This window comes from Modicisalibacter ilicicola DSM 19980 (assembly GCF_900128925.1).
GTDB classification, from domain to species: domain Bacteria; phylum Pseudomonadota; class Gammaproteobacteria; order Pseudomonadales; family Halomonadaceae; genus Modicisalibacter; species Modicisalibacter ilicicola.
Genome location: NZ_FQUJ01000011.1, coordinates 112,302 through 138,419 on the forward strand (window position 1 = coordinate 112,302; position 26,118 = coordinate 138,419).

The 26,118-nt window shown below is 64.0% G+C and carries 24 protein-coding genes; 22 read left to right on the forward strand and 2 right to left on the reverse strand.

The features are described from left to right. Position 1 precedes the first annotated feature (1 nt). From leuD to BUA41_RS13170, 21 genes are all read left to right on the forward strand, one after another. On the forward strand, positions 2-655 hold the full coding sequence (gene leuD, locus BUA41_RS13070) for a 3-isopropylmalate dehydratase small subunit (RefSeq protein ID WP_072823580.1): 654 nt from the start codon (positions 2-4) through the stop codon (positions 653-655). Next, positions 652-1,731, forward strand: a complete 1,080-nt coding sequence (gene leuB, locus BUA41_RS13075) for a 3-isopropylmalate dehydrogenase (RefSeq protein WP_072823582.1) — start codon at positions 652-654, stop codon at positions 1,729-1,731. Before leuD ends, leuB begins: the two co-directional genes overlap by 4 nt. Positions 1,732-1,808: 77 nt before the next feature. Continuing rightward, positions 1,809-2,921, forward strand: coding sequence for an aspartate-semialdehyde dehydrogenase (gene asd / locus BUA41_RS13080; RefSeq protein ID WP_072823584.1), 1,113 nt, complete (start codon positions 1,809-1,811; stop codon positions 2,919-2,921). Between the two features lie 176 nt (positions 2,922-3,097). Beyond that, positions 3,098-5,302, forward strand: a complete 2,205-nt coding sequence (locus tag BUA41_RS13085; RefSeq protein ID WP_084671558.1) for a FimV/HubP family polar landmark protein — start codon at positions 3,098-3,100, stop codon at positions 5,300-5,302. 454 nt (positions 5,303-5,756) lie between these two features. Continuing rightward, a complete protein-coding gene (locus BUA41_RS18765) occupies positions 5,757-6,734 on the forward strand; it encodes a glycosyltransferase family 61 protein (RefSeq protein ID WP_175546975.1) in 978 nt (325 codons plus the stop codon). Positions 6,735-6,772: 38 nt separating this feature from the next. Next, positions 6,773-7,738, forward strand: a complete 966-nt coding sequence (truA, locus tag BUA41_RS13095) for a tRNA pseudouridine(38-40) synthase TruA (RefSeq protein ID WP_072823588.1) — start codon at positions 6,773-6,775, stop codon at positions 7,736-7,738. Continuing rightward, on the forward strand, positions 7,735-8,373 hold the full coding sequence (locus BUA41_RS13100) for a phosphoribosylanthranilate isomerase (RefSeq protein WP_072823590.1): 639 nt from the start codon (positions 7,735-7,737) through the stop codon (positions 8,371-8,373). Before truA ends, BUA41_RS13100 begins: the two co-directional genes overlap by 4 nt. A 28-nt stretch (positions 8,374-8,401) precedes the next feature. Beyond that, a complete protein-coding gene (gene trpB, locus BUA41_RS13105; protein ID WP_072823640.1) occupies positions 8,402-9,616 on the forward strand; it encodes a tryptophan synthase subunit beta in 1,215 nt (404 codons plus the stop codon). A gap of 170 nt (positions 9,617-9,786) precedes the next feature. Continuing rightward, positions 9,787-10,590 carry a tryptophan synthase subunit alpha gene (trpA, locus tag BUA41_RS13110; RefSeq protein ID WP_072823592.1) on the forward strand — a complete coding sequence of 268 codons (804 nt, stop codon included), beginning with the start codon at positions 9,787-9,789 and terminating at the stop codon, positions 10,588-10,590. Between the two features lie 91 nt (positions 10,591-10,681). After that, the gene (gene accD / locus BUA41_RS13115) at positions 10,682-11,635 is read left to right on the forward strand and encodes an acetyl-CoA carboxylase, carboxyltransferase subunit beta (protein ID WP_072823594.1); all 954 of its coding nucleotides are present in this window, start codon (positions 10,682-10,684) and stop codon (positions 11,633-11,635) included. Then, positions 11,636-12,976, forward strand: coding sequence for a bifunctional tetrahydrofolate synthase/dihydrofolate synthase (gene folC / locus BUA41_RS13120; protein WP_072823596.1), 1,341 nt, complete (start codon positions 11,636-11,638; stop codon positions 12,974-12,976). Beyond that, a complete protein-coding gene (locus tag BUA41_RS13125; protein WP_072823598.1) occupies positions 12,973-13,629 on the forward strand; it encodes an SPOR domain-containing protein in 657 nt (218 codons plus the stop codon). Before folC ends, BUA41_RS13125 begins: the two co-directional genes overlap by 4 nt. Then, positions 13,626-14,192, forward strand: a complete 567-nt coding sequence (locus BUA41_RS13130) for a CvpA family protein (protein WP_072823600.1) — start codon at positions 13,626-13,628, stop codon at positions 14,190-14,192. Before BUA41_RS13125 ends, BUA41_RS13130 begins: the two co-directional genes overlap by 4 nt. A gap of 53 nt (positions 14,193-14,245) precedes the next feature. After that, a complete protein-coding gene (purF, locus tag BUA41_RS13135) occupies positions 14,246-15,763 on the forward strand; it encodes an amidophosphoribosyltransferase (RefSeq protein ID WP_072823602.1) in 1,518 nt (505 codons plus the stop codon). A 42-nt stretch (positions 15,764-15,805) separates the two neighbouring features. Further along, a complete protein-coding gene (locus BUA41_RS13140) occupies positions 15,806-17,008 on the forward strand; it encodes an O-succinylhomoserine sulfhydrylase (RefSeq protein WP_072823604.1) in 1,203 nt (400 codons plus the stop codon). A gap of 12 nt (positions 17,009-17,020) precedes the next feature. Further along, complete coding sequence (locus BUA41_RS13145; RefSeq protein ID WP_072823606.1) at positions 17,021-17,578, forward strand: cytochrome b; 558 nt, start codon at positions 17,021-17,023, stop codon at positions 17,576-17,578. 48 nt (positions 17,579-17,626) lie between these two features. Next, on the forward strand, positions 17,627-18,208 hold the full coding sequence (locus BUA41_RS13150; protein ID WP_084671564.1) for a YceI family protein: 582 nt from the start codon (positions 17,627-17,629) through the stop codon (positions 18,206-18,208). A 234-nt stretch (positions 18,209-18,442) separates the two neighbouring features. After that, positions 18,443-19,576, forward strand: coding sequence for an ABC transporter ATP-binding protein (locus tag BUA41_RS13155; protein WP_072823611.1), 1,134 nt, complete (start codon positions 18,443-18,445; stop codon positions 19,574-19,576). 98 nt (positions 19,577-19,674) lie between these two features. Next, the gene (locus BUA41_RS13160; RefSeq protein ID WP_217652824.1) at positions 19,675-20,775 is read left to right on the forward strand and encodes an extracellular solute-binding protein; all 1,101 of its coding nucleotides are present in this window, start codon (positions 19,675-19,677) and stop codon (positions 20,773-20,775) included. A gap of 93 nt (positions 20,776-20,868) precedes the next feature. After that, positions 20,869-22,122, forward strand: a complete 1,254-nt coding sequence (locus tag BUA41_RS13165; RefSeq protein ID WP_072823613.1) for an ABC transporter permease — start codon at positions 20,869-20,871, stop codon at positions 22,120-22,122. A 4-nt stretch (positions 22,123-22,126) separates the two neighbouring features. Continuing rightward, positions 22,127-22,978: an ABC transporter permease gene (locus BUA41_RS13170; protein ID WP_072823615.1), complete on the forward strand. Its 852-nt coding sequence runs from the start codon at positions 22,127-22,129 to the stop codon at positions 22,976-22,978. Between the two features lie 12 nt (positions 22,979-22,990). Here BUA41_RS13170 and BUA41_RS13175 read toward each other — a convergent pair whose 3' ends face one another. Beyond that, a complete protein-coding gene (locus BUA41_RS13175; protein WP_072823617.1) occupies positions 22,991-24,115 on the reverse strand; it encodes an NAD(P)/FAD-dependent oxidoreductase in 1,125 nt (374 codons plus the stop codon). A gap of 144 nt (positions 24,116-24,259) precedes the next feature. Between BUA41_RS13175 and dkgB the strand changes: the two genes are divergently transcribed. Further along, positions 24,260-25,075, forward strand: a complete 816-nt coding sequence (gene dkgB, locus BUA41_RS13180; RefSeq protein ID WP_072823620.1) for a 2,5-didehydrogluconate reductase DkgB — start codon at positions 24,260-24,262, stop codon at positions 25,073-25,075. Positions 25,076-25,156: 81 nt separating this feature from the next. Here dkgB and BUA41_RS13185 read toward each other — a convergent pair whose 3' ends face one another. Beyond that, complete coding sequence (locus tag BUA41_RS13185) at positions 25,157-25,942, reverse strand: 2OG-Fe dioxygenase family protein (RefSeq protein ID WP_072823622.1); 786 nt, start codon at positions 25,940-25,942, stop codon at positions 25,157-25,159. Between the last annotated feature and the right edge of the window lie 176 nt (positions 25,943-26,118).

A 26,118-nucleotide genomic window follows, 5' to 3' on the forward strand; every position in this document is an offset into this window, starting at 1 on the left:
CATGCAAGCACTCAAGCAACATCAAGGCCTGGTGGCGCCGCTCGACCGGGCCAATGTCGACACCGACCTGATCATCCCCAAGCAGTTCTTGAAGTCGATCAAGCGCACCGGCTTCGGCCCCAACCTGTTCGATGAATTGCGTTACCTCGACGAAGGCTATCCGGGCCAGGACGCCTCGCAGCGACCGCTGAACCCGGATTTCGTTCTCAACCAGCCGCGTTACCGGGACGCCAGCATTCTGCTGACCCGGCGCAACTTCGGTTGCGGCAGTTCCCGGGAGCACGCCCCCTGGGCGCTGGAGGATTTCGGTTTCCGGGTGATCATCGCGCCGAGCTTTGCCGACATCTTCTACAACAACGCCTTCAAGAACGGCATCCTGCTGGTGCCTCTGGACGAAGGGACCGTCGAGCGCCTGTTCCAGGAGGTCGAGGCCAGCGAAGGCTATCGCCTCGCCGTCGACCTCGAGGCCCAGACCGTGACCACGCCGAGCGGCGAGGTGCTGCACTTCGAGATCGACGAGTTCCGCAAGCACTGCCTGCTCAATGGCCTGGATGATATCGGCCTGACGCTGGAGCACGAGGCCGCGATTCGCGATTTCGAGATGAAGCATCGCAGCGCGCACCCCTGGTTGTTTCGTGACAGAGAGGTCTCATGAGTCGCAAGATTCTCGTTCTGCCGGGTGACGGCATCGGCCCGGAAATCACCGCCGAGGCGGTCAAGATCCTTCATGCTTGCCAGGAGGCGGGGCTCGACGTGGAAATCGACGAGGCCCTGGTGGGGGGAGCCGGCTACGATGCCCACGGCGAACCGCTACCCGTCGAGACCCTGACCAAGGCTCAGGCCGCGGACGCGATCCTACTGGGGGCCGTGGGCGGCCCGAAGTGGGACAGGCTCGATGACATCGACAAGCGGCCGGAGCGCGGCCTGCTGGGCCTGCGCAAGCATCTCGAGCTGTTCGCCAATCTGCGTCCGGCGCTGCTCTACCCGCAGCTGGCCGAGGCCTCCAGTCTCAAGCCGGAAGTGGTGTCCGGGCTCGACATCATGATCGTGCGCGAACTCACCGGCGGCATCTACTTCGGCCAGCCGCGCGGCATCGAGGAGCGCGACGGCCAGCGGGTGGGCTTCAACACCTATGTCTATTCCGAGGCGGAGATCGAGCGCATCGGCCGCGTCGCCTTCGAGATGGCACGCAAGCGTGGGCGTCGGCTCTGCTCGGTGGACAAGGCCAATGTGCTCGAGGTCACCATGCTGTGGCGCGAGGTCATGGAACGCCTGGCCAACGAGTATCCCGATGTGGAACTCTCCCACATGTACGTCGACAATGCCGCCATGCAGCTGGTACGCGCCCCCAAGCAGTTCGATGTCGTGGTCACCGGCAACATGTTCGGCGACATCCTCTCCGATGCCGCGGCCATGCTCACCGGCTCCATCGGCATGCTGCCGTCGGCCTCCCTGAACGAGCGCAACCAGGGCATGTACGAGCCCTGTCATGGCAGCGCCCCGGACATCGCCGGCAAGGGCGTGGCCAACCCCCTGGCGACCATCCTCTCGGTGGCGATGATGCTGCGCTACAGCCTCGGCGAGACCGCGCTGGCCGAGCGCATCGAGCGCGCCGTGGGCGCAGTGCTCGACCAGGGGCTGCGTACCGCCGATATCGCCTACCCGGGGACGCGAGAGGTGTCCACCGCGGCAATGGGGGATGCCGTATTGGCGGCCTTCCATCAGGCGTAGAATAGTGTATGCGGCACCCGCGTACACGCACCCGTGAGGACTCATGGGTGACACTCGGAATTCCAGGAGGACTCCACATGTTGAAAGTCGGATTTGTCGGTTGGCGGGGCATGGTCGGCTCCGTGCTCATGCATCGCATGCGCGAGGAGAACGACTTTGCCGGCATCGAGCCGGTCTTCTTTACTACTTCCCAGGTCGGTCAGCCGGGGCCCGATATCGGTGTCGACGTGCCGCCGCTCAAGGACGCCTTCGACCAGCAGGCCCTCAAGGCGCTGGACGTGATCGTGACCTGCCAGGGCGGCGACTACACCGAGGAAGTCTACAAGCCGCTACGCGAGTCGGGCTGGAAAGGCTACTGGCTGGATGCGGCAAGCACCCTGCGCATGAGCGACGAGGCGACCATCGTACTCGACCCGGTCAATCGCCACGTGATCGATGCCCAGCTCGCCAAGGGAACCAGGACGTTTGCCGGTGGCAACTGCACCGTCAGCCTGATGCTGATGGGGCTCGGTGGGCTGTTCGAGGCCGACCTGATCGAGTGGATGACCTCCATGACCTATCAGGCCGCCTCGGGATCCGGCGCCAAGCACATGCGCGAACTGCTCAGCCAGATGGGCTCGCTGCGTGATTCCGTGCAGCACGAACTCGACGATCCGGCCAGCGCCATCCTCGACATCGATCGCAAGGTTTCCGAGGCGATGCGCGGGGGCGACTTCCCCATCGAGAACTTCGGCGCGCCCCTGGCCGGTGGCCTCTTGCCCTGGATCGACAAGGCCATGGACAACGGCCAGAGCAAGGAAGAGTGGAAGGGTGGCGTCGAGACCAACAAGATCCTGGGTCACACCGCCAACCCGATTCCCATCGACGGCCTGTGCGTGCGCATCGGCGCCATGCGATCCCACAGTCAGGCCTTCACTATCAAGCTGAAGAAAGATGTGCCGATAGATGAGATAGAGGATCGTCTAGCCAGGCACAATGACTGGGTCAAGGTCATCCCCAACGAGAAGGAAGCGACGCTCCAGGGCCTGACGCCCGCCGCCGTTACCGGCACCATGAATGTCCCGGTGGGGCGGCTGCGCAAGCTGGCCATGGGCGGCGAGTATCTGACCGCCTTCAGTGTGGGTGACCAGTTGCTCTGGGGAGCCGCGGAGCCGCTCAAGCGCATGCTTGGCATTCTGCGCGAGCAGTAACGACACAGGCCGGGTTCCAGCACCGACGACGCCTCCTCCGGGAGGCGTCGTTGCGTTGGAAGGCAGCAACGGGACGTGCAGGGAGAGGACGATGCAGGACGTTCAATAACGCAACGCCACAACATGCCTTGGCCAGGCGCTGGTCCAAGACGGTGAATCGAGCTGGGGGATAAAAAATGAGACGCATACTTCCACTGGTCGCAACGGTGACGCTCGTCGCCGCCAGCCCTGGACTACAAGCGTTGGACTTGGCCGAGCTGAAGGTACAGTCTCGTCTCGACGAGCCCTTGCGCGCGCGCATTCCGCTGGTCGATCTGGAAGGCGTGGACCCCGGTCGGCTGAAGGTACAGCTTGCCGACAAGGCGGATTACGAAAAGGCGGGTCTGCCGTACGGCCCGGTGGTCGACGACGTCCAGGTCTCCCTCAGCCACCAGGGCAACGATGCCGCCTTGCTGCTGAGTACCGAACAGGCGGTGAGCGAGCCTTATCTCGAGCTGCTGCTCCTGCTGGAATGGCCGGAAGGCGAGCAGCAGCGCCAGGTGAACCTGCTGCTCGATCCACCGGAATACACCCTGGGGCCAGCACTGCGAGGTGCGTCGCAAGGCGTGACACCCGAACGCCAGGACGTGACACCCAGGGCGACCGATGCGACACGCGCGCAAGCGCGACAGATCGTGGTGGAAGCCGGCAGCACGCTCTGGAGCCTTGCCGAGCGTGTTCGGCTGGAAGCCGGGGTAACCATCGAGCAGGCCATGCTGGCCCTTTACACCACCAATCCCGGGGCTTTCGAGGCACCCAACATCAATGCCCTGCATGCGGGTTCCGTGATGGATATTCCCTCCCGGGGCGTCATGACGGCGGTCAGCCCTGCCGAGGCACGACGGTTGGTGAGTGAGCAGAACCAGGCATGGGAATCGAGGCATTCGAAACCCGCTGATGCCGATGCGCAGGTAGAGTCGCCAGCCCCCGCAGCGCCCGTTGTCGATGCAGATGGCGCCCTGGCCTTGCGCGAGGCCATCGCAGATGAGCGTAGCGCCGAGATCGTCGACTCCAGCGGGGCAAAGGCCCTGCAGGACGCCATCGAGAAGAACACCGGCGAACCGGTAATCGTCGACACGGGCAAGAGCAATAGTCAGTTCCAGGATGAGGTCGATAGGGACGCCGGCGCTGTCACGACGGCGGAATTCGAAGCCTTGATAGCCCAGCAGGAAGCGCGTTTGGCGGCTCTCGAGGCCAGATTGGAGGCCACCACGCAAACGCTGGAAGAGACCCGAGCAAGGAGCGACCGCACCGAGGGCAAGGTGGCCCTGGTGAGCCAGAGCGTGGATGGGTTGCGGGAGCAGGTCGTCGCGGCCCTGAAAGGCAAGACCCTGAATGGTGACGGCGGCGAGGGATTCCTGAACCTGGCCGGTATCCTGCAGACGGTGAAGGCCCACATGGCAACTATCGGCGGCGCCTCGGCGCTCATGCTGCTGGTTCCTCTGGCATTGTTGCGTCGACGGCAGCGCTCCCTGGCTGAAAAGTCAGCCGAGGAGACGCCTGTACGTGACGTGCCAGGGGCGCGTCCGGAAGGCAGGGGCCGGGGTGCCGACGAGTCGCTTTACAGTGCCTCGATGCCCTCGAGCGCCACCCGGGATGCCATCCAGGCCCGGGCGTCACAGGCGGAAACACTCAACGACGCCGATGTGTTCATTGCCCATGGCCGTCACGCGGCGGCGCGAGAGCTCCTGGAGCAGGAACTGGAAGGCATGCCCGAGCGCCATGATCTGCGCCTCAAGCTGCTGTCGGTCTATATCGATCTTGGCGAGGGCGAAGCCGCAGAGCGCACCGCAAGCTTCCTCAGGCGCAATGCACCATTTTCCTGTCAGGCGGTCGACCGGCTCATGGCACGCTACGAGAAGCCGCCTGAAGAGACCGTCTTCGAAGAGGCTGTTTCCGATGACGAGGCATTCGAGAACAAGGCCATGCAGGATGCGTCCTTCGTGGACATGGCTTTCGAGGCCGCGGCCTCGGAAGGAGAAGCATCCGACGAGGAAGCGGACGGGCGAACCTCGGGTGGCCTGACGACGGACGAGGATGACGCCAGGCCCGAGACGACGGCGTCACGAATCCCGGACGAGACTCGGGAGCGGGGCCGGGAAGGCGAAAACGTGATCGACTATCAGCCGCCCAGTCTCGAGTCCGACTCGGAGGCCTCCAGCGACGAAATGGATCTATCGGAGCGCGTTCAGGCAGACGCCCTGGAGGTGACGATGGTGTCGGACGATCAGGCGCCCGCCGGGCAGGCGTCGGGTACCGAAGAGGAGTGGCTCATCGAGGAGATCGCCTTCGACCCCCCGCAGTGGGGTGCGCCCTCCGATTCCGACACTCCTCGACGCTAGCCGCATCGAATATTGAAGCGCCCCTTCGCGGGGCGTTTTCGTTGATGCTTGGCTTGTCGGCCGGACGCGTTCATGGTCTTGGGGGGTAAAAGGCGCTATGGTAATCGTCAACATTTATTGCCAGCCGTAACCCGGATTGGAAGCGGCACTCATCGCGAATCATGAATGAAGCCAGCTATGGCGTAGCTGCTGTTTCGAACTACGGCCATTTCGCCCATGGAAATGCGACACGGTGGAACAGATGAGTTACCAGAACCGGTTTCGGCGGGGCCTGCACAGGTTTCTGCAGGCCCTCGAAAAGAAGTTCACTCACGAGCCCAGGCATTCACGCTTTGCCGAGTGGCGTGATCAGGCCTCTTTTCGGGGATTCGGCGCGTTCGAAAATCCTGATAAATATCGGCCCGGCCCTGGCGAGCCACTCTGGCGTTCGCGACAACCTATCGATCGGCCAGGGGTGTGCACACTGCGTGATGCCGTCATCTACATGCTCAGCCCGAGAGCGACGGTCGCTCAGGACCCCCAGCGGCGCCTGGCCATCATCTTCGATCGCTATTATCGTCGACTCACCTTCCCCGGATCGCGCCATCTGCTGCCCTATCTCCTGCGCGGCGAATGGCGGCGTTGGTGGCGACCCAGGCGGCGCTGCGTGCATTATTCCGGGCGGGTCGCCGTGCTCAGCAATTACGTGAGCGATCGTACCAACTACTACCACTTCTGGGCCGATAACATCGCCGATATCTGGTATCTACGCCAATTGTTGGCGGAATCCGAGATGCCCGAGCGCTACCTGATGCCGTTCAGCGATCTCCCCTGGCAAAGGCGGATCCTGGAAATGTGCGGCATCGGGGTGGATCAGGTTATCCCTTTTACGGTACATGAATGGCTGTCGGTAGATACCCTGATCGTGCCTGTCCGGGACAAGGGGGCCACGCTTTCGCCACCCTGGCTGGCCCACGCCATTCGCGACATGGCCGACTGGAAGAATGATGGTCATAAAAGCCCGGCGAGCCGGCGTCTGTTTCTGTCCCGGGCCGATGCGCCGCGTCGCCGGGTCGTCGATGAAGAGCGTTTGCACGACCGGCTCCGAACCGCGGGATTCGAGATCCTCACCCTGGACGGACTCGATGTGCGGGAGCAGCAGGCGCTGTTCGCTTCCGCATCAGTCATTCTCGCGCCTCACGGCGCGGCGCTGACCAATCTGGTGTGGTGTCGACCGGGCGCTGCGGTTGTGGACTTCCTCTCCGAAAACCATCTGCTGGCCTGCTTCCGGGAACTGGCATGGCAAACCGGCGTGGACTACCACCCCATTCCCTGCCGCCAGGTGGGCGGCGATGCCGAGGGCATCGAAGGCGATATCGAGATCACCCTCGAACAGCTCGACGGAGCTCTTAAACGGTTGAGTGAAAAAGACATCGGACGGGTATGCATGTAAGATAAGTTGTTTCCTGTCAGCATGAAGTTCGAGCACCGATGCCCCTATTCGAGTTCCTGGATGATTCTCGACCTCTCACGGGCCGCGTGGCCCTGGGGGTCGAGTACGATGGTAGCGGCTACTGCGGCTGGCAGCGTCTCAAGCAGGCCCCTTCTGTACAGGCTGCGCTGGAAGAGGCGCTGGGCAAGGTCGCCTCGACGCCCGTCAAGGTGCTGTGCAGTGGTCGTACCGACAGCGGCGTGCACGCGACCCGCCAGATCGTGCACTTCGATGCGCCCGTGCCCCGGAGCCAGAAGGCCTGGGTCTTTGGCGCCAATGCCAATCTCCCCCGGGACATCGCCGTGCGCTGGGCCGTGCCCGTGGCAGAGGACTTTCATGCGCGTTTCCTGGCGCTGGCACGACGCTACCGCTACGTGATCCTTAACCAGCCCAACCGCCCGGTGCTCGAGCGCGCCAATGCCACCTGGTGTCGCGAGCCGCTGGATGAGCGGCGGATGCATGAAGCGGCACAAGTGCTGGTGGGCGAGCACGATTTCTCGAGCTTTCGTGCCGCGGGCTGCCAATCCAGGTCGGCCTGGCGCCATCTGCATTTCATCGAGGTGGCCCGCTACGGGCCGCTGGTGGTGATCGATGTACAGGCCAACGCCTTCCTGCACCACATGATTCGCAATATCGCCGGCGCCCTGGTGGCGGTCGGCAGGGGAGATGAGGACGCTGACTATATGGGGAGGCTTCTTGCCCTGCGTGACCGGGCTCGGGCCAACGTCACCGCGCCGGGTTGTGGCCTGCATTTCGTCGACTCGGTCTACGACGAACGCTTTGCGCTGCCGCGCGAGCCTCTGGGGCCGAACCTGCTGGCCTTTCTAGGCGAGTGGACCGGCGAGCGGCCATTGCCCGACAGCCCGATGGTGCGTTATCGGCGCGGGCAACCGCTGGCCGGGATCGATCCCGAGCGTCCCGAGTCGAACGATGAGGCCAGGTTCTTCGGGGAGGCACGACCATGACCGAACACATGAGGGGGCGTACAAGGGTCAAGATCTGTGGCCTGACCCGGGAAGAAGACGTGGACACCGCCGTGGCCGCGGGCGCCGACGCGATCGGCTTCGTGCTCTGGCCGGGCAGCCATCGTGCGATCGATGCCGGACGCCTGGCACACCTTGCTGCCCGGGTGCCGGCATTCGTCACACGAGTGGGGCTCTTCGTCGACCAGTCTCCCGAGTTCGTGCGACGCTGCGAGTCCTATCTGGATCTGATCCAGTACCATGGGGACGAGCCTCCGGAGGCCTGTGCTCATACCCTGCGCCCGTGGATCAAGGCGCTGCGCATGCGCGACGGGGTCGATCTTGCGGCGGCAGCCCAGGCCTATGGCGAAGCCCGTGGCCTGTTGCTCGACGCCTACAAGCCGGGCGTCCCGGGGGGGACCGGCGAGACCTTCGACTGGTCCCGAATCCCCGCAAACCTGGCAAAACCTGTTATTCTCGCGGGTGGCCTCACCGCCAGCAATGTGGGCGACGCCATCCGCACGGTCCAGCCCTTTGCGGTGGATGTCTCGGGAGGCGTCGAGCATGCTCGTGGTGTCAAGGATCCCGAATTGATCCGCGCGTTCATTCGTCAAGTGTCTCTCGCGCAACAGCCGTAATATCCAGCGACCCTATGAGGTGCCCTTCGTGACCAAGTTCAGCGATCTGACCCGTCTGCCCGACGCTCGCGGCCATTTCGGACCCTACGGCGGCCGGTTCGTTTCGGAGACCCTGAGTTTCGCGCTGGAAGAACTGGAGAAGACCTACCTGAGTCTTCGTGACGATCCAGACTTCCAGGCGGAATTCGACCGGGATCTGGCCCAGTACGTCGGCCGTCCTTCGCCGCTCTATCACGCCGAGCGCTGGTCCCGCCAGCTGGGAGGGGCACAGATCTGGCTGAAGCGCGAGGATTTGAATCACACCGGCGCCCACAAGGTGAACAACACCATCGGCCAGGCGTTATTGGCCAAGAAGGGCGGAAAGCCGCGAGTCATCGCCGAGACCGGCGCGGGCCAGCACGGTGTGGCCTCTGCCACGGTGGCGGCCCGGCTGGGGCTCAAGTGCGACGTCTACATGGGCGCCGAGGACGTCGAACGTCAGAAGCTCAACGTCTACCGCATGCACCTGCTGGGAGCCAACGTGATTCCCGTGGAGTCCGGCTCGCGGACATTGAAGGACGCCATGAACGAGGCGCTGCGCGACTGGGTCACCAATGTCGACGACACTTTCTACATCATCGGTACCGTGGCCGGGCCCCATCCCTACCCGATGCTGGTGCGCGACTTCAACGCGGTGGTCGGCCGCGAGGCTCGAAGGCAATCCCTCGAGCAGATCGGCCGGCTGCCGGATACACTGATCGCCTGCGTCGGCGGCGGCTCCAATGCCCTGGGGCTGTTCTATCCCTTCGTCGAAGACGATGAGGTGCGCATGATCGGTGTCGAAGCCGGCGGCGATGGTGTCGAGACCGGTCGCCATGCCGCACCGTTGAGCGCCAATGCGCCCCGAGGCGTGTTGCACGGCAACCGGACCTATCTGATGTCCGACGAGGGAGGGCAGGTCCTCGAGACCCATTCGATATCGGCGGGCCTCGACTATCCCGGCGTAGGCCCGGAGCACGCACTGTGGAAGGACGTCGGCCGCGTGGAGTATGTGGCGGCCAACGACAGCGCCGTGCTCGAGGCTTTCCGGGAGCTGACCCACATCGAGGGGATCATGCCGGCACTGGAGTCCGCCCACGCCCTGGCCCACGCCAAGGTGCTCGCACCCACCATGCGGCCCGACCAGCATATCGTCGTCAATCTGTCGGGGCGTGGTGACAAGGATATCCTGACCGTGGCCAAGATCGATGGCGTCGAATTTTGAGAGACCGTCCATGATCTACTGCACTCGGCGATACGGCGTTGAAATTGAACTTAGAATGCTCATTTACACCATGTAAACTCGCACGCGAGCCCGGTGCTTTCTTCGTTCAATTTCGCCTTGTCTCGCCTTCGTTCGTAACGACCATGAACGGGCTCTAGAAGGAAAAAGAGATGAATCGTATCGACCAACGCTTCGCCACCCTCAAGGAGCAGGGCCGTACCGCGCTGATCCCCTATATCACCGCGGGCGACCCGGCTCCGGAACATACCGTCGGATTCATGCATGCCCTGGTCGAGGCCGGCGCGGATGTCATCGAGCTGGGCATGCCGTTTTCCGATCCCATGGCCGATGGACCGGTGATCCAGAAGGCCTGCGAGCGCGCGCTCAAGCATCATGTGCGCCTGTCGCACATCTTCGACATGGTGAGCGAATTCCGTCGTCGCGACAGCGAGACCCCCGTCGTATTGATGGGCTATCTCAATCCGATGGAGCGTATGGGCCTGCACGACTTCGCCGAGCAGGCGGCCGGATCGGGGGTCGACGGCGTGCTGGTCGTCGACATGCCGCCGGAGGAAGCCGACGAAGTCGCCCCGCTGTTCAAGGAATACCATCTCCAGTCGATCTTCCTGGTGGCCCCTACCACCTCCGAGTCGCGTGCCGCTACAATATGCGCCCATGGAGAGGGGTATCTCTATTACGTGTCCCTCAAAGGGGTGACCGGGGCCGCGACGCTGGACGTGTCGGAAGTGGATCGGCACCTCGAGCCGCTGCGCCGGCTGACCTCCTTGCCCTTGTGCGTCGGTTTCGGTATTCGTGACGGTGATACGGCCGCCGCCGTGGCTCAGGTCGCCGACGGGGTGATCGTCGGCAGTGCTCTGGTATCACGTATCGCCGACAACTGCGAGCGACCCGAACGGGCCACGGAGGAGCTCAAGGCGCTGTTGAGCGAGATGCGCCACGCCCTGGATGCCTGAACGAAGCGAGATTCGGCCCTGTCGATGACTCCGGGACCGAGCGGCGAGCCGCTCGGATATCAACCACAGCAGCATACGGAACCTCCTTACCATGAGCTGGCTAGACAAGATCGTGCCGTCCATGGGGCGTATTCAGCGTAACGATCGGCGTTCCAGCGTGCCCGATGGCCTCTGGCGCAAATGCCCCAAGTGCGACGCGGTGCTCTATCTTCCCGAGCTGGAGAAGCACCACAATGTTTGTCCCAAGTGTGACCACCATCTGCGCCTGACGGCGCGCAAGCGTCTGGACTGGTTTCTGGACGCCGAGGGTCGCGAGGAGATCGCGGCCGGTCTGCAGCCCGTCGATCGCCTCAAGTTCCGGGACTCCAAGAAGTATCGGGACCGCTTGAATGCGGCGCAGAAGGAGACCGGCGAGGACGATGCGCTGGTGGCCATGCGTGGCACGCTGGACGGCCTCCCGGTGGTGGTGGCGTCCTTCGAGTTCACCTTCATGGGTGGCTCCATGGGGGCGGTCGTCGGTGAGAAGTTCGTGCGTGCCGCCTCCTTGGCGCTGGAAGAGAAGGTGCCCTTCATCTGCTTTTCCGCCTCGGGTGGTGCACGCATGCAGGAAGCCTTGTTCTCGCTGATGCAGATGGCCAAGACCTCCGCGGCACTGGAAAGGCTCAAGCAGGCGGGGGTGCCCTACATTTCCGTGCTCACGGACCCGGTGTTCGGCGGTGTCTCGGCATCGCTTGCCATGCTCGGGGATTTGAATGTGGCCGAGCCCAATGCCCTGATCGGTTTCGCCGGCCCGCGGGTCATCGAGCAGACGGTACGCGAGCAGTTGCCGGAGGGGTTCCAGCGCAGCGAATTCCTGCTCGAGCATGGCACGGTGGACATGATCGTGCATCGCCAGGAGATGCGTGAGCGCGTCGGCGGCATGCTGCGCAAGCTGACCCACCAGCCGCTGCCGGGCGTGGCCCCTGAGCATGGTGAGGAGCCGGAGGAAGAGGTGCAGGAAGAGTTGCTCCTCGACGACGAGACGCCCCAGGATGCCGAACGCTGAATGAGCGACAGCATGGCGCTGGCCGACTGGCTTGCGCGAATCGAGTCCCAGCACCCGGTGAGCATCGACCTCGGCCTCGAGAGAGTGGCCGAGGTCGCGCGTCGTATGGGGCTGACCGATTCGCCCATCGCCGAGCGGGTCGTCAGCGTGGCGGGCACCAACGGCAAGGGATCCACGGTCGCCCTGCTCGAGGCCTTGGCCCGTGCCCATGGGCTGTCCACGGCCACCTACACCTCTCCGCATCTGCTGCGCTATAACGAGCGTCTGCGTCTCGACGGTATCGAAGCCTCGGACGCCCTGCTGGTGGCGGGGTTCGAGCGTGTCGAGACGGCACGTCTTGCGCCTGAACCGATCTCCCTGACCTATTTCGAGGTCGGCACCCTGGCAGCCTTCTGGGCGATTGCCGAACGACATCCCCAGATGGCAATCCTGGAAATCGGCCTCGGCGGGCGTCTCGATGCCGTCAATGTCGTGGACCCAGACGTGGCGATCATCACCACGGTCGCCCAGGATCACGCGGCTTTTCTCGGTACCGATATCGAGATCATCGGTCGCGAGAAGGCCGGCATTCTGCGTGCCGCGCGCCCCGCGGTGCTGGGCAGCCGGCATCTGCCGGCCAGCGTATACCGCCGGGCCCTCGAGCTTGGCGCCGGGACACACGCGCTGGGTCGTGATTTCTGGCATGTGCCTCAGGCGACAGGGTGGCAGGAGGGTGACGGCAACTGGCGCTGGGAAGGCCGCGACGGCGAGGGCAACGCGCTGACGCTCGAGGCGCTTCCCGATCCTCGTCTGCCCCTCGACAATGCCGCCAGTGCCCTGCAGGCGCTGGCGCTTGCCGGGACTACCCTCGATGGCGAAGCATGCCGGCAAGCCTTCGAGGGGGTGCGCCTTCCCGGGCGGATGCAGTGGCTGGGGCAGTGGTGCCTGGACGTGGCGCACAATCCCCAGGCAGCGCATTATCTGGCGGCCAGGCTTGCCGAACGGCCTCGGTCGGGTCGTCGTGTCGCGCTTTTCGGCATGCTCGACGACAAGGATGCCGGCGCCGTGATCGACGCCCTGGCCGCCCAGGTGGATGGCTGGGTGGCCGTGAGCCTCGAGGGCGAACGGGGTCGAGATGCCACGCAGCTGGCCGCGCTGCTCGAGAGTCATGGTCAGACGGTGCTGCATCGTGCTGCTGCTCCCCGTGCGGGGGCCGAATGGCTGGCCGCGACGCTAGAGACGAACGACGAGGCGCTGGTATGCGGCTCTTTCCTTACCGTGGCCGACGTGCTCGACTGGTATGATTCGCGGGAATCGGATGTCAGCCCGGAAACGGCGTCTATCCCGAGGAGGAAATCATGAAATACGGAATGCGCGAGCGTATCAGCGGCGCAGTGATCCTGCTGGCATTGGCGGTGATCTTCATTCCCATGCTGTTCGACGAGCCCCCTTCCCGGGAGGCTCAGCCCGAGCCGACGCTGACCATCGAGCAGCCGATCGAGGTCGAGCGCCAGGACGTCGACGAGCCAGAACCGCCGGCCAGCCTGGGGCAGATCCAGATGCCCGAGCTGCGCGATGATGGCGCGAGCGCCTCGCCGTCGGTCGAGCCGTCGGCCACGGATGAGCCTCGGGTCGTCGAGACAGAGTCGGCACGCCGGGTCGCCGACCCCGAGACCCGTTCCGATCCCATCGCCGAGCTGGCGCGTCGCACCGAAGAGGGGAAGAAGCAAGAACAGCAGCCCCCGGCCTCGCAGCCCGAGACCCCCTCGGCCGAGGAGCAAGGTGACTGGGCCGTCCAGGCAGGCAGTTTCGGCGAGCCGGGCAATGCCGAACGCTTCGAGGCAGAGCTGAAAGCGGAAGGGTTCGAGGCATTTCGTCGAGTCCGGGACAACGACCTGACCACCGTCTACGTCGGCCCGTTCACCTCTTCGGAGGCGGGTGAAAAGGCGCGTGCCGAACTCAAGCAGAAGGCCAACATCCAGGGGCTGCTGATTCGACTCCGGGGGCAGGAGTGATATTGACCTGGCTGGACTGGGTATTCCTTGCCATCCTGGCCATCTCGATGCTCGCAGGCTTCCTGCGAGGGCTGGTACGCGAGGCGCTGGGCCTGGGGGCCTGGATCGTGGCTCTCATCGCCTCGCGAATGTTCGCCCAGCCGGTCGCCGACATGCTCGAAGGGTTCATCGATCATCCGGATGCACGGCTGATCCTGGCGTTCGTGCTGGTCATCCTTGCGGTCATTCTGGTGTGCGGGGTGATCATTCGCCTGACGAATGCCGCCGTGGAGTGGGCCGGGATGGGTTTTTTCAATCGGCTCGCCGGCGCCGGATTCGGTACACTGCGCGGTGGTGCGATCCTGATCCTGGTCACGGTGGTGATCAGCCTGACCCCGCTGGCCCAGCTGCACGCCTGGCAGCAGGCCGAATTGCGCCCTTCCTTCGAAGGGCTGAGGGACTGGGCGATGGCACGCATTTCCGATTGGGAACGGCACGATCCGGAAACGGCCGACGAGTTGCGCTCGCTGTCGCTGCCGCTCGAGCTGCCGCTCGGTAAGGATGACCGGTCGAAGGGTAACTGATACATATCGAGTTCGTCTCGACGAGTATTTCATTGCAAGCGAGGTAAGGCGACATGTGCGGTATCGTAGGCCTCATGGCCAACCGGCCGGTCAATCAGGCGCTGTATGACGCGCTGACGGTGCTTCAGCACCGGGGGCAGGATGCCGCCGGGATGATGACCTGGCACGAGGGACGCTTTCTGCTGCGCAAGAGCAACGGCCTGGTGCGCGATGTCTTTCATACCCGCCACATGACCCGTCTCAAGGGCAACCTGGGAATCGGCCATGTGCGCTACCCCACCGCAGGCTCCTCCAGCGAAGCCGAATCCCAGCCGTTCTACGTCAACTCCCCCTACGGACTGGCCCTGGCCCATAACGGCAACCTGACCAACTCCGACCAGCTCAAGCAGGAGCTCTACTCCACCGACCTGCGGCACATCAATACCAGTTCGGACTCCGAGGTGCTGCTCAATGTCTTCGCCCACGAGCTGGGCAAGCAGGGGCATCATCTCGAGGCCGAGGATGTCTTCGATGCGGTGCGTCGCGTGCATCGCCGCTGTCGTGGCGGCTACGCCGCGGTGGCGATGATCAACGGGTTCGGCATGGTGGCCTTTCGTGACCCCCAGGGGATTCGTCCGGTGGTCTTCGGCACCTGCGAGACCGAGGAGGGGCGCGACGTGATGATCGCCTCCGAGTCGGTGGCCCTGGACGTGGGCGGTTTCGAGCTGGTGCGCGACCTGGCCCCGGGCGAGGCGATCTTCGTCGACATGCGCGGCGAGATTCATACGCGAGAGTGCGCGGATAATGCGGTGCTCGCTCCGTGCATCTTCGAGCACGTCTATCTGGCGCGGCCGGACTCGATGCTCGATGGCGCCTACGTCTATGTCACGCGCATGGAGATGGGCCGCAAGCTCGGCGATCGCATCCTGAGGGAGTGGCCCGAGCACGACATCGACGTGGTGATCCCGATTCCCGACACCTCGCGTACCTCGGCCCTGGAACTGGCCCAGCACCTGGGCGTGACCTACCGTGAAGGCTTCGTCAAGAATCGCTACATCGGCCGCACCTTCATCATGCCGGGGCAGACCCAGCGCAGGAAGTCCGTGCGTCAGAAGCTCAATGCGATCGACAGTGAATTCGAGGGCAAGAACGTGCTGCTGGTGGACGACTCCATCGTGCGCGGCACGACCTGCAAGCAGATCATCCAGATGGCCCGGGAGGCCGGCGCCCGCAAGGTCTACTTCGCCTCCGCCGCGCCCCCGGTGCGATACCCCAACGTCTATGGCATCGACATGCCGGTGGCCAACGAGCTGATCGCCCATGGCCGCAGCGAGGCGGAAGTCGGCGAGCTGATCGGTGCCGATCGCATCTTCTACCAGGACCTGGAAGACCTCAAGAGTGCCTGTCGCGAGGTCAATCCCCAGCTCGAGCGTTTCGACTGCTCGGTGTTCGACGGCGACTACATTACCGGCGACATCGACGAGGCCTATCTCAGCGCCCTGGAGGCCGCACGGGGCGATGCGGTCAAGCAGAAGGCGGGGTCGGCCCATTCGGTGGTGGATCTGCATAACGATGTCGAGGATTATGGCTGATCGCGACGCTCCAATCTGCCTCGACCCGCGCGAGTAACGACTATGCATCAGGATGGACCTTTCGAGCACCCCGACAACCTGGCCTTCGACACCCTGGCGGTGCGTGCCGGCCAACGGCGCACCGACGAACAGGAGCATGGCGACCCGATCTTCCCCACCTCGAGCTTCGTCTATGCCAGTGCCGAGGAGGCGGCGCGCAAGTTCGCCGGGGACGAGCCGGGCAATATCTATTCCCGCTTCACCAATCCCACCGTGCAGGCCTTCGAGCGGCGCCTGGCGGCGCTCGAAGGGGGCGAGCGCTGCGTGGCCACCAGTTCCGGCATGGCGGCGATTCTTGCGACTGCCCTGGCGCTGCTCGAGGCGGGCGACGAGATCGTCGCCTCGCGTTCGCTGTTTGGCTCCACCGTCAGCCTGTTCGACAAGTATCTGGGCAAGTTCGGTATCACCACGCGCTACGTGGAGCTGGGCAATCTCGATGAGTGGGCGGCGGCGATCACCCCGAAGACCCGGCTGCTGTTTGCCGAGACGCCTTCCAATCCGCTCTCCGAGGTGGTGGACATCGCCCGTCTGGCAGCGCTTGCCAGGCAGCATGACGCCTGGCTGGCGATCGACAACTGCTTCCTGACCCCGGCACTGCAGCGCCCGTTGGCACTGGGCGCCGACCTGGTCATCCATTCGGCCACCAAGTACCTGGATGGCCAGGGCCGGGCGATCGGCGGTGCCGTGGTGGGGCGGGACAAGGAGCTGGAAGAGGTGTTCGGCGTGGTGCGCACCTGCGGCCCCTGCCTGAGCCCCTTCAACGCCTGGATATTCCTCAAGGGGCTCGAGACGCTGGGGCTTCGCATGAAGGCCCACTCCGAGAACGCCCTGACCCTGGCCCGCTGGCTGGAAGCGCACCCGGCGGTCGCGCGGGTCCATTACAGCGGCCTCGCGAGTCACCCTCAGCACGAGTTGGCAAGCCGCCAGCAGCAAGGCTCTGGGGCTGTATTGGGCGTCGAGATCCAGGGAGGGCGCGATGGGGCCTGGTCGGTGATCGACGCCACCCGGCTGATGTCGATCACCGGCAACCTGGGCGATGTGAAGACCACCATCACCCATCCGGCCACCACCACGCATGGCCGTCTCAGCGAGGAACAAAAGGCGCTGGCAGGGATCAATGAAGGATTGATCCGCATCGCCGTGGGGCTCGAGGATAGCGAGGACCTCAAGGCCGACCTGGCGCGCGGTCTCGACAGTCTGATTTAGGGGATCGTTGCCATGTGGCGTAACACGACGCTTGGGTGGGGGCTTGGCAGCATCCTGATCCACTGGCTGAGCGCTCTGGCGGTGATCGGACTCTTTGCCCTCGGCTGGTGGATGACCGGCCTCACTTACTACGACGCCTGGTACAACCTGGGGCCCTGGTGGCATCGCTCCGTCGGCATGCTGCTGCTGGGCGTGTCATTGCTGCGCGTCCTGTGGCGGCTGTTCCAGCCGACGCCCCGGGCCCAGGGGGCCCCTCTCGAGAAGCTGGCGGCCCATGTCGGGCACCTGCTGATCTATCTGCTGCTGTTTGTGGTACTGATCAGCGGCTATTTGATCTCCACCGCCGAGGGCCGTGGCATCAGCGTCTTCGGCTGGTTCAGCGTGCCGGCCCTCGTCTCGGAACTGCCCAATCAAGCCACGCTCGCCGGCGAGGTGCACTGGTACAGTGCCTGGGCGCTGGTGATCCTGTCGCTGGGCCATGCCCTGGCGGCCTTCAAGCACCTGATGATCGATCGCAACGAGGTCATGCGCCGGATGCTCGATCCGCGCCTGTCGCGACGCTCCCGCTGATCACCCATGCTATCGTTGGCCACGTCCAACAACACACAGGAGTCAATGATGTCCAAGAAGACCATGCTGGCCGCCCTGGCGGTGTCCTCACTGCTGCCCTTGAGCCAGGCCCAGGCGGCCGACTACCTCATCGACACGGAAGGCCAGCACGCCTTCATCCAGTTCAAGATCAGCCACCTGGGCTTTTCCTACATTCTTGGGGCCTTCGAGGACTTTTCGGGCGGTTTCAGCTACGACCCGGACGATCTCGCCTCCTCGAGCGTCAATGTCGAGGTCGACGTGTCCAGCCTCAACAGCAACCATGCCGAGCGCGACAAGCATATCTTGAGCGACGATTTCCTCGATGCCGCCGAGTACCCCAGGGCGACCTTCGAATCCACCGGCTTCGAATCCACCGGAGAGGGCGAGGGCAAGCTGACCGGCGAATTGACGCTGCATGGTGTCACCAACGAGATCACCATGGACGTGAAGCACATCGGTGGCGGCGAAGACCCCTGGGGCGGCTACCGCAATGGCTTCGAGGGAACGACCACCCTGGAACTGGCCGATTACGACATCGACATGAGCAAGTTTCCACCGGTGATGCGCGAACTCGAGCTGTACGTGATTCTCGAGGGCATTCGCCAGTAAGGAAAGGCTAACGTCGCAAGGCACTCAACCCGAGAGGGCGCCGCTCTGGCGTCCTTCTTCAGGGTGGGTGCCTTAACTAAAGCGCTGCCTGGATTCAGCCCCGTGGGTTCAACGCTGATTGTCCCCTAGGGGGATTGTGGCGGGGGTGTCGGCGAATTATGGTCGAGTCGATGGCGTCTATCAGCACGCACGGCGAATTCGACTATAACAACAACCGTACGCCCAGGAATCCTCATGACTCAGATCCTCGAGGCCGAGTCTTCGGCAGACGACGCGCTCACCGATGACCTTTGTTTCGCACGCTTCATCAACGTCCAGAAGAGTTACGACGGTGTCGAGCTGGTCGTCAAGAACTTCAATCTGGATATCCGGAAAGGCCAGTTCGTGACCCTACTGGGGCCTTCCGGCTCCGGCAAGACCACCTGCCTGATGATGATGGCCGGCTTCGAGACGCCGACCCACGGCGATATCCTGCTCAAGGGCGAGCCGATCAATGGTCTGCCGCCGCACAAGCGCGGCATCGGCATGGTGTTTCAGAACTACGCCCTGTTCCCGCACATGACCGTGGCCGAGAATCTGGCCTTTCCCCTCGAAGTGCGTCACCTGAGCAAGGACGATATCAAGCAGAAGGTGCAGCGCGCCCTGGCGATGGTTCGTCTCGAGGAGTTCGGCGACCGCCGTCCGGCCCAGCTTTCCGGCGGGCAGCAGCAACGGGTGGCCTTGGCGCGTGCCCTGGTCTTTGAGCCCGAGCTGGTGCTGATGGACGAGCCGCTGGGAGCGCTCGACAAGAACCTGCGCGAAGAGATGCAGTACGAGATCAAGCGCATCCATGCCAACCTGGGGGTGACCATGATCTATGTCACCCACGACCAGACCGAAGCGTTGACCATGTCGGACCGTATCGCGGTGTTCAACGATGGGGTGGTGCAGCAGCTCGCCACGCCCGAGACCCTCTACGAGGAGCCCGAAAACGCCTTCGTCGCCTACTTCATCGGCGAGAACAATCGCCTGTGCGGCGAGGTAGTGGAGCTCCAGGGCGATACCTGTCGAGTACGCCTGGACAGTGGCGACACGGTATTGGCCAAGCCGGTGGCGGTGAGCGAGGTCGGCGAGCGCACCACCCTGTCGTTGCGCCCCGAGCGGGTTAGCATCCTGGATACCGGCGACGCCACCGTCGATAACTGTTTCACGGCCAGGGTAGAGGAGGTGATCTACCTGGGCGACCACCTGCGCACCCGGCTCTCGGTATGCGGCAATGACGAGTTCATTCTCAAGACGCCCAATGCCGTGGGCAATACGGGCCTGCGCCCCGGCCAGGAGATCCGGGTCGGCTGGTCGCGAGGCGACTGCCGAGCCCTCGACGTCTGAGCGGTACCCAACAACGGCGTAGCCGAGTCGGCCGCGACGCTACGCTGACACAAGCATGGGCCGACAATCTGAATCACAATAACAACGGGAGAAGTGCCATGAAGAAGTCATTGATGACCAAGGGTGCCACGGTTGCCGCGATGGGACTCTCGACCCTGGCCATGGCCGTGGCGGCCCAGGCGGAGACGCTCAACATCGTCTCCTGGGGCGGCGCCTACAGCATGAGCCAGCAGAAGGCCTATCACGAGCCCTGGATGGAGAAGACCGGCGACGAGATTGTCAATATCGATCGCAGCGGCAATGCCCTGGCCGGGCTGCGGGCCCAGAACCAGGCCGGCAACGTGACCTGGGACCTGGTCGACATGCTGCCGGCGGATGCCCTGATCGCCTGCGCCGAGGGCCTGATCGAACCGCTGGATCACGATCAGTTGCTGGCCGACGCGCCGGACGGCACGCCGCCCACCGAGGACTTCATCGACAACTCGCTGACCGAGTGCTTCGTGCCCTCGATCGTCTACTCCAACATCGTCGCCTTCAATACCGAGATGTTCCCCGAGGGCAAGCAGCCAAGCACCATCGCCGATGTCTTCGACCTGGAGAACTACCCCGGCAAGCGCACCCTGCTGCGCAAGCCCATCAACAACCTGGAGTGGGCCCTGGTGGCCGACGGCGTGGCCCCGGAAGACGTCTACGACGTGCTGGAGACCGAGGAGGGGGTGCAGCGCGCCTTCGCCAAGCTCGACACCATCAAGGACGAAGTGATCTGGTGGGAAGAGGGCGCCCAGCCGCCGCAGCTGCTGGCCGACCAGGAGGTCGCCTTCGGATCGGCCTACAACGGGCGTATCTTCAATGCCATGGTCACCGAGGATCAGCCCTTCGAGATCATCTGGGATGCCCAGGTCTTCGAGCTGGACGGCTGGGTCGTGCCGACCGGCAAGCTCGACAAGGTCAAGGACTATCTCCACTTCGCCACGGACACCCAGCGCCTTGCCGACCAGGCCAAGTACATCTCCTACGGTCCGGCGCGCAAGTCCACCTCGGACATGGTCTCGACCCATGCCGAGACCGGCATCGACATGACGCCGCACATGCCCACCTATCCGCCCAACTTCGAGACCGCCATCCCCAAGGACGACGAGTTCTGGGCGGACAACAACGACGAGCTGACCCAGCGCTTCAATGCCTGGCTGGCCCAGTAGCCCCGAGCGTCGTCTGAACGGGCCCGTCGCATCGCCCACCGGCTTTTGGGCGGTGCGACGCCTCTTGTCGATGAGCTTTAAGGAGAGGCATGCGTGTCGAATTCTTCCTCCGCTCCCTTGACCACCGCCGACGGCGTGCCGCTGCGAGTCAGTCTGCGCCGGGCGATACGGCGCTCGAAACTCAAGGCCTTGCTGCTGGTGTCGCCCCTGCTGCTCTTCCTGGGCATCGCCTTCGTCATGCCGATCGTCGACATGCTCTGGCGCAGTGTCGACAACCCCGAAGTCTCCTCGACACTGCCGCGTACCGTCTCTGCCCTCGATGGCTGGGAGGGCGAGGCGCTTCCCGGCGAGCCGGTATTCGCCGCCCTGGCGGAGGACCTTCGCGAGGGGCAGCAGGCCCGCAACCTGGGCCTGCTGGCCAGCCGCCTGAATTATGAAAAATCCGGCATGCGCTCGACCATCACCCGGACGGCGCGTCGGTTGCGCACCCTGGAACCGCCCTATCGGGAAGCGCTGATCGAGATCAACGATACCTGGGGCGAGCTGGACACCTGGCGGCTGATCCAGCGCGAGTCATCACCCTATACCCTCTCCTATTACCTGGCGGCGGTGGATCGCCAGTTCTCGCCGCAAGGCGAGATCGTCCCGGTCCCCGAGTACCTGCAGATTCATGCAACGCTGTTCTGGCGGACCTTCTGGATGAGTGCGGTCATCACGCTGGCAACCTTGCTACTGGGCTATCCGGTCGCCTTCCTGCTTGCCAACCTGCCGCTGCGCCATTCGAACCTGCTGATGATCCTGGTGCTGTTGCCGTTCTGGACCTCGCTGCTGGTGCGCACCACCACTTGGATCGCCATCCTGCAGTCCCAGGGGGTGTTAAACGATGTCATGGTGGCCCTCGGGGTCATCGCCGACGAGGCCCGCTGGCAGATGATCCACAACAAGACCGGCACCATCATCGCCATGACGCACATCCTGCTGCCGTTCATGATCCTGCCCCTGTACTCGGTGATGAAGACCATTCCGCCGAGCTACATGCATGCGGCGCGCTCCCTGGGCGGGCGCCCCTTCCTGTGCTTCCGGCGGGTCTATTTCCCCCTGACCATCCCGGGCATCGCCGCCGGCGGCATCCTGGTCTTCATCCTGTCGATCGGCTACTACATCACGCCGGCCCTGGTGGGCGGGCAGTCGGGACGCTTCATCACCAATTACATCGCCTATCACATGCAGACGTCGCTCAACTGGGGGCTGGCCGCGGCGATCGCCTCGATCCTGCTGTTCGTGGTGGTGGTGTTCTACTGGATATTCAATCGCCTGATCGGCGTCGACAAGGTCAAACTGGGGTAATGTGATGGCGCTTCCTTCCTACGCCACGACCGGCGAACGAATCTGGCACTATGTCTTCCTGGCCTCGTGCGGGTTGATCTTCCTGTTCCTGATCGGCCCCTTGCTGGTGATCATTCCGCTGTCGTTCAATGCGGAACCCTACTTCACCTTCACCGAGGCGATGCTGACCTTTGATCCGGCGGGCTACTCGCTGCGCTGGTACGAGGACTTCTTCACCTCGAAGGCCTGGCTCAACGCCATCAAGAACAGCTTCATCGTGGGCATCGCCTCGACGCTGCTGGCAACGGTGCTCGGCACCATTGCCGCCCTGGGGCTGTCGAGCCGCTACATGCCGGCCCGGGGGGCGATCATGGCGCTGCTGATCTCGCCGATGATCGTGCCGCTGATCATCTCGGCGGCGGCGATGTTCTTCTTCTTCTCCAAGATCAACCTGGCCCAGACCTACCTGGGTGTGATCCTCGCCCATACCGTGCTGGGCATCCCCTTCGTGGTGATCACGGTCACGGCGACGCTCTCGAGCTTCGACACCACCCTGATCCGCGCGGCCCACAGCCTGGGAGCGAACCCGACCCGGACCTTCTTCAAGGTGGTGCTGCCGCTGGTCACCCCCGGCGTGGTCTCGGGGGCGCTGTTCGCCTTCATCACCTCCTTCGACGAGGTGGTGGTGGTGCTCTTCATCGCCGGCCCTGAACAGCGCACCATGCCGATCCAGATGTGGTCGGGCATTCGCGAGCAGATCAGCCCCACCATCTTGGCGGTGGCGACCCTGCTGGTGTTGCTGTCGATGTTGCTGCTGGCGACCCTGGAGCTGCTCAGACGACGCGGGGAACGACTGCGGGGGCTGTCGCCGGGATAAGCGCCACCCCTCTCATCGGCAACGGTAGTGATCCATGAAGCCATGATCGAGCCGCCGCTTGACCCTCATTGCCAGGCGTCCCGGCCACCATAGGCGTCCCCACAGTGCCATGCCCCGGCCGTCGCCGAGATTGAGTATCGACAGATAGCGGGGCTGGGGATGGAAATCTTCCAGCGACTCGTCCTGCAGGCGAGCGGCGAGATTGTGCAGCAGGATCGGCCCCTGGCGCACGCCGAACACGCCGAGCTTGGGGTAGGGCGAGTGCTTCAGCCAGGCGCAGTCGCCCACCGCGAAAATGCGGTCGTCGTAAGGGGTGTGCAGTGCCGGGGTGATCGCCAGGCCGTGATGCGGGTGATGATCCAGGCCCAGCTCGCCGGTCAGGAGCGGCGCGACCAGTCCCGTGGCCATGACGATGTGATCGGCCGGGAGTTGCATGCCATCGTCCAGGATCAAATGGCCCTGTCGATAGGCGATGGCGCTGGCGGCCATCTCGATCCTCAAGCCGCGCCGGCTCAGGCGGCGGGCCAGCCAGGTGCTGGCGCTGCGGGGCGAATGTTCCAGCAGTCGCTTGCTGGCACTGACCAGGCTGATCTCGAAGGGTCTGCCATAGCGCTCGCTCAGCGCCAGAAGATTGGCGGCAAGCTCGACCCCGGTCGGCCCGCCGCCGATGACCGCCAGCCGGGGCAGGGGCGCCGGATCGGCAAGCGCCGACTCGAGGAGATCGCGCAACCGATAGAGGCCGTCGATGGGTTTGGCGGGCCAGACACCCCGCGCCTCTTCGAGGCCACTGATCGGCGGCATGTCAACGCGACTGCCGAGGTTGAGCGAGAGCAGGTCGAAGGGGAGGGGGGCGCCCCTGGCCAGGTGCAGCTCCCGCGCTTCCCGGTCGACGGCGACGACGCGATCCTTGATGAAGCGCCCGCCCGCCCGCGTGATCAATGCCGCCGGGTCCAGGCTGTCGTCGGCGTCGCTGTATTCGCCGCCCAGCATGCCGCTGGCCATGCCCGAATACCAGAAGGCCCCGGGGGACAGCAGGGTGACCCGTGCCCCGGCATCGATCAGTTGCCCGGCATGGGCGGCGACGTGCAGGTGAGCGTGTCCTGCACCGACCAGGACGATATGCGAGGTGTCGGTCATCTGAAGGCACGGTCGAGGGTGGCCATCCAGTCTAGCACGGCCGTTCAGGATAGCGGCGGGCTTGAAACGCCCCTGCGCGCCCCCATCTTCCAGGCAGCACCACGGAGTAACACCGCGAACGATCTTCAGGACAGGAGACTCGACATGGCAGGAACGGACGTATTGCCGCGCATCGGTTTGGGCACCTTTCGCCTCAAGGGGCAGGATGTCATCGATTCCGTGACCTCGGCGCTGGAACTGGGGTATCGCCACATCGATACCGCCCAGATGTACGAAAACGAAGAGGCCGTCGGCCAGGCCATCAAGCAAAGCGGTGTCCCGCGGGAGGAGATCTTCCTGACCACCAAGGTGTGGTGGGACCGCTACAGGCACGACGACCTGATCGCCAGCCTGGAGGAGAGTTGCCGCAAGCTGGGGGTCGATCAGGTCGACCTGGCCCTGCTGCACTGGCCCTCGCCCGACGACGAGGTGCCCATGGCCGAATATATCGGCGCCCTCGGCGAGGCGCGGGAAAAAGGGCTGGCCAAGCGTATCGGCATCTCCAACTTCACCATCGCCCAGGTCAACGAAGCGTTATCGCTGCCCGGCGGCGAGCACCTGGTGACCAACCAGATCGAAGTGCATCCCTTCCTCGCCAACCGCAAGCTGGTCGAGCATTGCCAGGCCAAGGGATTGCAGGTCACCGGCTACATGCCGCTGGCGGTGGGCAAGGTGATGGACGAGCCGGTACTCACTCAGATCGCCGCGGATCATGACGCCACGGCGGCCCAGGTCGCCCTGGCCTGGGTGGCCCAGCGCGACATCGTGGTGATCCCGTCTTCCACCAGGCCCGAGCATCAGAAGGCCAACCTCGAGGCGCTTAAGATCACGCTCTCGGAAGACGAGATGGCGCGGATCGACAAGCTCGATGTCGGCGAGCGCATCGCCAATCCGGATTTCGCCCCCGACTGGGACGCGTGATCCCGCCCCGAGAATGACAGTGTCGAAGAGCCCGGTCGGTGCCTGCCGACCGGGCTTTCTCGTTGCCGCGACACCGAGTGGCTAGAAGGCGTCGTTGAGCACTGCCTGGGGGAAATGGCGTCTGAGCATGCGGTTCTGGAAACCGTCGACGAAGCGGCTGTTGATGATCACGATGAAGCGCTCGAAGGGCTGCCCGGGGTCGGTCTGAGTGATGGCCTCCGCGCTGTGAAACAGCTTGTCATCCCGGATGTGCAGTATATCGCCGGGGGCCAGCAGCACCTCTCCCAAGGACTGCGCCCCCGCCTTGTCGGCGTAGAGGTGGTTGGCGGCACCGGTGACATTCTCACGCTTGAGGACCAGGACGCTAAGGTACTTGCAGCCATCGGCGTGGATGCCCTGGCCCTGGAGCGGGTCGACCCGCCCCGTCCCCCGGACACCGGTTATCTGGACCAGGATGGGCTCCCGAGGGCCGAGGCCCCACAGGTTCGCCCAGCCGCGGACGAAAGACTTGAAGTCCTCCCGGGCGATGAATTCCGACTCCAGTGCAGGGTAGTAGCGTAACTTGTCAGCCATGCTCTGGGCATCGTTGAACATGCCGCCCTGGGCCATGGGGCACTCGCCCATGCACTCGACATCCCCGCTCTCCAGCAGGTGCATCCATGCCATGCGCTTCCAGCGTGAATTGACATAGGGGTCACGCGGTAACCTGTCACAGAACGCGCTCCAGGCGTCGATATCTACCCGATGGCCGACCGACGTCTTGCTCCAGTGCCGGATGGAGGTATCGACGTGTACCTGCGGGCTCCAGTAGTTGTCACTATACGCGAAGTTGGGGCGAGCGAGCGGGGATAGGTGGGTCAAGGCCATGAAGTTCTCCTGGGGAACAATTTTGGTGTTAATCAAAGTGTATATTTGTAACTAACGGGTAAAGGATAGTAGGAGAAAGCCAATTTAGTAGGAAATCAATAAGCCTCCTTTACTAAACCAACTTTTTTTAAATATATAAGTAACTAACGTTTGATTTTTTGGTTAAACGTATCGGT